Raw genomic sequence first — 6,724 nt, forward strand, 5'->3', positions numbered from 1 at the left:
TGCGGTTTTAAGAAACTCATGAAAGAGCGTTTCTTAAACCGAATTGGGGTTATTAGCTTTATTTGTGTAGTGGCAAAAGTATAAATCTGTCTCTTTTGTCCTTGTCATAGTGCCACAAGCTGCCACGTGAATGAAAAGTGATGGAATAAGAAATATCCAATATTAATTTTGCATAAGACAAACTGCGCTCGGCAAAGGATAAGTGAACTTTCCTCTGCACTCGCTTGCATTGTCTTTGCAACAAAAAAAGAAGATGGGGCAGGAAAACGCAAATGCGAACCGATGGAACGGATTGCTCTTTTCCCGATTGTTCCCGATACTTCCCTGCTGTTCCCCACGGCTTTGAGAGGTGTACGTACGCCATTATCTTTGCCGATGGAAACAGGAAAGACCTGAAACAACAAACAATAACAATATAAAATTATGAACTATTACATCATTACAGAAACCAATTGGGCAAAGCTTCGAGATGAAATCTTGAGCCTTGCAGAATGCTGCCACAAGGCATTCGGAGAAAAGAGTAAGCACACAGACTGGCTGCACAACGGGGATGTGTGTCGGTTGCTGAACATCAGCAAACGCACCTTGCAGCATTATCGCGACACGGGCATGCTGCCGTTTACGCAAATCGGGCACAAGTGCTATTACAAGCGCGAGGATGTGGAAGTATTGCTTCTTACGAAATCGGACAAACCTAAAAACAGACAGATATAATGGAAACAGCAAGAGACTTGAACATGGAGACGAACGAGATGCAGTTGGTCGTCTCGGCCTTGAGAGGTGTAGGCAAACGGATTGTGGAAGTAGCGGATACGCACAAGCCACTCTTTGCAGGCGAACTTTTCCTCACGGGTAAGGAAGTGTGCGAGCGGCTGTATATCAGTCCCCGTACCTTGCAGGACTACCGAGACAGGAAGATTATCCCCTACACGCAGTTTGCAGGGAAGATACTCTACAAGGCTTCGGACTTGGAAAGGATGTTGGAGGAGAATTACTATTTTAAGTCCATTTGAGTTTAGTATTATAATTCGATTAAAAATACTTATTAATAAGTATTGCCAGTATAGAATTCTTCCCATACCTTTGTATCCAAAATGGAATTAATGATAAAAATATCACACAGCCGCATAAAGGCAACAATAAAAGGAGCGTACTGTTTTTTAAACAGTACGCTTTTTTTATGAACAAAATTGAACGATGTCCGTTAATAAAATAGTAATGAAAATATTAAAAGAAGATATAAGAAACAGAATTGTCACAGCTGCCCGCAATGAATTTATTAAAAATGGTTTTAGAAAAACTTCGATGCGAACAATTTCTGCAAAATCAGGAGTTGTCTTAGGTAATATATACAATTATTTTAAGACAAAAGATGATATTTTTTATGCTGTCCTTAGGCCTTTACTTGCTGTCTTGGATGGAAGGCTGTCCTCCTATCGCATAGAATCCAACAAAATAGACAAACTTCGTTTCTCTATACAAAGTCAAAAAGATTTGCTAAGAGAAACGCTTAAAATAATTTTCTTGTATAAAGAAGAATTAAAGTTATTGCTCTTTGAATCAAAAGGTACTTCTGTAGAATTTTTCCGTGAAAATTTTATCGAAGAACAAGTTGCAATAAGTAAAGAATATATTGACCAAATGCAAAAAGTCTATCCACAAATACAAACAAAAGTTTCGTCACTATTCTTTCGGATTTCCTCTTCTACATGGGTAACAATCGTTGGAGAGATTGTCTCAAATCCAGAAATCCGTAAAGAAGAGGCAAAACAGGTTTTGTCTGAATATATACGCTATAATACAGCAGGATGGCGAGAACTCATTAATCAATAAGATTATGAACAGATTATTCATCGTAACGATACTGTGTTTGTGTACAACAGTTTTGTCTGCCCAAAATATATTACGTGGGAAAATCATAGATAAAGAAACTAAACTTCCGATATCTGGAGCATACGTATCAATCAAAAATATAAAACAGAAAACAGTTTCTGATAAAACAGGCAATTATCAAATTGATATTCCTTCCAATGGAATATACATTGTCGAGGTTTCATTTGTTGGATATAAACGAGTAAGGCAAGTCGTTGTGTCAGAAGGAAATACCACGAAAGACTTTTTTTTGGAGACATCTACGAACGCACTTAACGAAGCCGTGGTAAGGGGTTCCTCCCAAAAGGCTGAAATAAACCATATCCGGCAAAGTCCTATGGCTGTAACGGTAGTGGATGGATCAAAGTTGCGAGGACGCTCAAGTGGAATAGAAGAAATACTCACTAGAACGTCAGGTATCAAGGTGAGAAAAACCGGAGGATTAGGAAGTGCATCGCGTATATCTGTCCATGGATTGGAAGGTAAGCGTGTGGCAGTTTATATCAACGGCTTCCCACTAAACAGTCCAGATGGTTCTTTCGACATCAATGATATTCCGATTGATGTTATTAAGTACATAGAGGTGTACAAAGGAATCGTTCCTGCAGAATATGGCGGTGATGGACTTGGTGGTGCTATCAACATAGTGACACGAGAGGATGAATGTGACCTAGTGGGTTTTACGCAGGAATTGGCATCATTCGGGACATTCAAGACACTTGCAAGTGCCCAGAAACTTTTTGCAAAATCTGGAATATTATTCAATATTGCTTTCTTCAAGAACAAATCCAAGAACAATTATATGATGTCATGGCCAGTGTTTGAGACTAATCTACCTACTTCTGAATACAGAAAGGTGAGACGAAACAATGACTATTATGACGCAGAATTCTATCATGTGGGCATAGGTCTTAGAAAGCAATACTTCGACAAACTGGATTTGGAATGTGCTTTTTACAGGAATAAGAAAGGCATACAGTCTCTCAACTTTGACTCTCGATATGCCTATACAAAAAGTCTTAATATTATGCCTACTTTGAATATGGAGAAGAAAAATTTCATTTTCAAAGATTTGGAGCTAAAAAACACACTTGTTGTTCCCATCATACGTTCTAACATGACGGATACGGCAACTACAAGAACGCAATGGAATGGGACGGTCACGCCAGCTAATGGGGAGACAGAGGATAATCTTTTCAACGAGTCCCATGACCGGCAATTTGAGTTGCGAAATAAATTTAACTTGAAATATACACTTGGACGACATACTTTCAATCTGAATGATCAATTCGTATTCTCAGACTATAGACCTAAGGACGATCGTATGAATGAATACCTTGGCTTCGACCCCAGTTCATTTCCCAGCAAAATGACTTCAAACAACATCGGACTAAGTTATTTGTTTGCTTCTTCTAATAATCGCTTTCAGAATTCCTTGACAATAAGCATCTATTATCTGAAGTCAAAAATCTATAGAACAAGCGATGCTTTGTCAAAAGACAATACAGAAAGCGTATTCGCTCCCAAACAGACCAACGTGAACAAAACGTATTATGGCTTTAGCGAAGGGCTTAGCTATGAATTGTGGAAAGGTGTGAGGGGAAAAATCTCGTTTTCACACAATGTGAGAATTCCTGATACGGGAGAATTGTTCGGAAACGGAATGAGTATCAAACCTTCTGTAAATCTTCAGCCAGAAGTTGGAGATAATTTGAACATTGGGCTCATCATGGACAAGAGAAATCTATTGGGGCTTACTCGTGTGCAATGGGAAACAAATTTTTATTATATGTATATGAAGAATATGATAAGACTTTTCCCCGCTGACATCCGTTCCATATACATAAACTTAGGAAAGACAAGTACGCTTGGTTTCGATACTGACTTAAAGGTAGATATAACCCCAAACGTCTATGCATACTTTAATCTTACATTGCAGGATATTCGAGACCGTCAAAAATGGTTAAACGATGAGAAAGGTTCGGATAATCCTACGTATGACAAGCATGTTCCCAACATACCTTCATTCTATTACAACTATGGCATGGAATATCACGTTGAAGGTTTGTTGGGAAAGACGGAGTTGTCCAGAGTTTATGTTGATGTTTCTCATGTCGGAGAATTCGATTGGGGCTGGCAAATGAGCACACTGCCCGACCAACGAAAGAAATGGATCATTCCTTCCAACGATGTGTTTACCATAGGGCTTCAACAGTCATTTTGGCATAACAATGTTTCTCTGAGTTTCGAGGTCGAAAATATTTTTGACAAAGAGAACTACATGGAATTCAAAATGCCACTGCAAGGCAGAACCTTTAAGGCTAAATTGCGTTTTAATCTGTTCCGAGACAAAGTCTCAGGAGGAGCTATGAGTATGTAAATTCTTATTATTCATTTCAAAAAATTATAGTCAAAATGAAACATTATTTCTTAGTCGCAGCCACGGCGCTGCTTGTGTTATCAGGTCTTTCCTCATGTAGTAAAGACTCTCCAGATGTTCCTCCAACACCACCAGCAAAGTCCGAGGCAGGATTTGTGCATAGCGTGAATATTGGAGAGAACACATATGTCAGTCTGTTCAAAGACTTGACAGTTGGTTCGCTCAATACGGACAATGCTTTGGTGTTTGCCAAGGGTGCATTTTCATTTGTGCATGGTGGCAAGATATATGTGACTGACACGGAACACCTCTACAAATATGCACCAAAAGATGGCAAGCTCGTCCAAGAGGGCACGACTATGGTATTTCCAAGTGGTGCTAAGGCAACGTACATCACGTTCGCATCCAATAAGAAGGCATATGTTTCTTGCCTTGGTATAGGAAAGGTGTGGATTATTGACCCATCCTCAATGACGAAGACAGGAGAAATAGACTTATCCGACTATTCCTTGGGAAAGTCCTCTGGTGACAATAATCCTGAACCGTCTGCCTCTGTTATCAGAGATGGAATTTTATATGTGTCACTGAATCAAATGAAGTCTGCTTATTCTTGCGAAACTGGAGCCTATGTTGCATTAATTGACACGAAAACAGACAAGCCAATCAAACTTATTAGTGACAGTCGCGTCACGATGTCGTCCAGTGGAACACCTGCTGGTGATCCGTTTGTGGACGAGAAGGGTGATATCTATTTCTATTGCGTAGGAATGTTCGGTTATCAGAAGGGGGCAAAGGAAGGCTTCTTGCGCATTAAGAAGGGAGAACAGGAGTTTGACAAGTCTTATTGCTTTACCCTTGCAGATGTAAATCTGGATGGTGTAAAAGGAGGTAAAACTTCATATGCCTATAATAAGGTATATGGTGGAAACGGAAAGGTTTATGGATACCTAAATATTCCTGGGGCAGCAAGCAACCCACCAGATTACGTTCATGATAAATCGTTCCAGCCTTTTGAGATTAATCTCTATGATAAGACTTGCAAGAAGATGAACTTCTCAGGAACTACAGGCTGGGCGGCATCCATTTGCAAGTCGGGCAATGATATCATCTTCGGCATGTCAACAGACCAAGGTACGGGTTATTTTGTCTATCACATGAAAGATGGAAGGTATGAAAAATTGAAGGTAAAGGTTTCCGGAGCACCCTATATGTTGCATGAACTTAAATAGTTGTAATAGAATATTACTTATGATATTTATTGGGACATAACCCCAACATCTAAAAGAATGTGAACTTCTTGATTAGAAACTTTAACCTCCTCAAAACAAGGAAAAGAGCTGTATCGTTACTCATTATAGGGTTTGATACGGCTCTTTTAGTTTATGTGTTATAAACTATAAATTCTCATGGTTGTGCTTTTAGTTTTTATACACTGTCAATTCAGTTTTAATAAAAATCTTTCTTTTGTAGTAGCGTAGTAAATAATTGAAAGAATATTCGTATCTCAATAAAAATCTTTAATCCTTTTTCTTTCAACGTATTATACCTTATTGTAGTTATGTAGTAAGATATAATCAATGAAAGAAAAAGAAAATATAATCATCAGGTATCCGTCTTTCCTATTAAGAATATCGGTGTTATTATGGATGTAGGCTTCTGCAATTTCTGACATACATGTTTCCTGAAGAAGTGGGCTTCCATGCTGTCCAATTGATAAGACAAAGCGATGATGATAGTAAGCGGATAAAGTAAGACATAACCTCGCAGATGTCCGTTCACGTAGACTTCCTGCTCCCCTGTATCCCTTTCGTCGGGTTGCAGGGGAGAGACTTTTAGTAGAAGTTGCAGACGATAATTGAGCTTCCTCCATGTTACACTAAAGAAATCCACCAGTTCATTCTCTGTCATGGCTATTTCGCCTTTGCCTTTGCAAGTGATTTGCATATTATCGCCCCACTCGAAATAACTACGGTCTCTTTTTGTTTGATGGTGATTGACATTCATACGGTTTCCTCCTTCGTTTCTTTTGTCTGATGTTTCCTTATCAACCTGTCCATGTCCTCAGAAATCTTATTATCTACCCCAATTCGGGATAAGCAGTACTTCTTTTTCCTCAAAAAAGTTTCAATAGAAGCCTAAAAGAGGATTGTTTTTGTGTATTTACTGTTGAAAATCAATCATATAACAAAATAACAATCCTCATGAAACTTGTCAGCAAAGTTACGGAAATCTATTGTATTGCAGATGATTTTTGCAAAGAATATCATTTAGAATTAAACAAAACCTCTCTTTCTCCCTCATCCTCCTCTACCGATAGTCCAAAATATCGCAAGAGAAAAGGGCGAATGAGTGATGCCGAAATGATCACAATTCTTATTTTGTTCCACAGCAATACATTTCGGAATTTCAAACATTTTTATCTCTTTTATGTTTGCCGAGAACTAAAAAAAGAGTTTCCCAATCTACTCTCAT

At 38.6% G+C, this 6,724-nt stretch carries 6 protein-coding genes and 2 pseudogenes; 6 read left to right on the forward strand and 2 right to left on the reverse strand.

The features are described 5' to 3' along the window. Positions 1 to 423 precede the first annotated feature (423 nt). From ACO4R2_RS04700 to ACO4R2_RS04720, 5 genes are all read left to right on the forward strand, one after another. Entirely contained in the window at positions 424 to 714 is a 291-nt protein-coding gene (locus ACO4R2_RS04700) for a helix-turn-helix domain-containing protein (RefSeq protein ID WP_484769376.1), read from the forward strand. After that, on the forward strand, positions 711 to 1,013 hold the full coding sequence (locus ACO4R2_RS04705; protein WP_484769380.1) for a helix-turn-helix domain-containing protein: 303 nt from the start codon (positions 711 to 713) through the stop codon (positions 1,011 to 1,013). Before ACO4R2_RS04700 ends, ACO4R2_RS04705 begins: the two co-directional genes overlap by 4 nt. 184 nt (positions 1,014 to 1,197) lie before the next feature. Then, a complete protein-coding gene (locus ACO4R2_RS04710) occupies positions 1,198 to 1,833 on the forward strand; it encodes a TetR/AcrR family transcriptional regulator (RefSeq protein WP_279181284.1) in 636 nt (211 codons plus the stop codon). A gap of 4 nt (positions 1,834 to 1,837) precedes the next feature. Continuing rightward, positions 1,838 to 4,252 carry a TonB-dependent receptor gene (locus ACO4R2_RS04715; RefSeq protein ID WP_484769377.1) on the forward strand — a complete coding sequence of 805 codons (2,415 nt, stop codon included), beginning with the start codon at positions 1,838 to 1,840 and terminating at the stop codon, positions 4,250 to 4,252. Positions 4,253 to 4,287: 35 nt separating this feature from the next. Next, the gene (locus ACO4R2_RS04720; protein WP_484769378.1) at positions 4,288 to 5,481 is read left to right on the forward strand and encodes a YncE family protein; all 1,194 of its coding nucleotides are present in this window, start codon (positions 4,288 to 4,290) and stop codon (positions 5,479 to 5,481) included. A gap of 373 nt (positions 5,482 to 5,854) precedes the next feature. Here ACO4R2_RS04720 and ACO4R2_RS04725 read toward each other — a convergent pair whose 3' ends face one another. Both ACO4R2_RS04725 and ACO4R2_RS04730 read right to left on the reverse strand, forming a co-directional pair. Next, positions 5,855 to 6,256, reverse strand: a complete 402-nt coding sequence (locus ACO4R2_RS04725; RefSeq protein WP_484769379.1) for a hypothetical protein — start codon at positions 6,254 to 6,256, stop codon at positions 5,855 to 5,857. Next, positions 6,253 to 6,330: pseudogene (locus ACO4R2_RS04730) on the reverse strand (tyrosine-type recombinase/integrase); the annotation flags it as partial. The pseudogene ACO4R2_RS04730 and the gene ACO4R2_RS04725, both read right to left, overlap by 4 nt. 123 nt (positions 6,331 to 6,453) lie before the next feature. Here ACO4R2_RS04730 and ACO4R2_RS04735 point away from each other — a divergent pair. Further along, positions 6,454 to 6,724: pseudogene (locus tag ACO4R2_RS04735) on the forward strand (IS982 family transposase); the annotation flags it as partial.

The sequence above is a fragment of the Alloprevotella sp. genome, assembly GCF_057240785.1.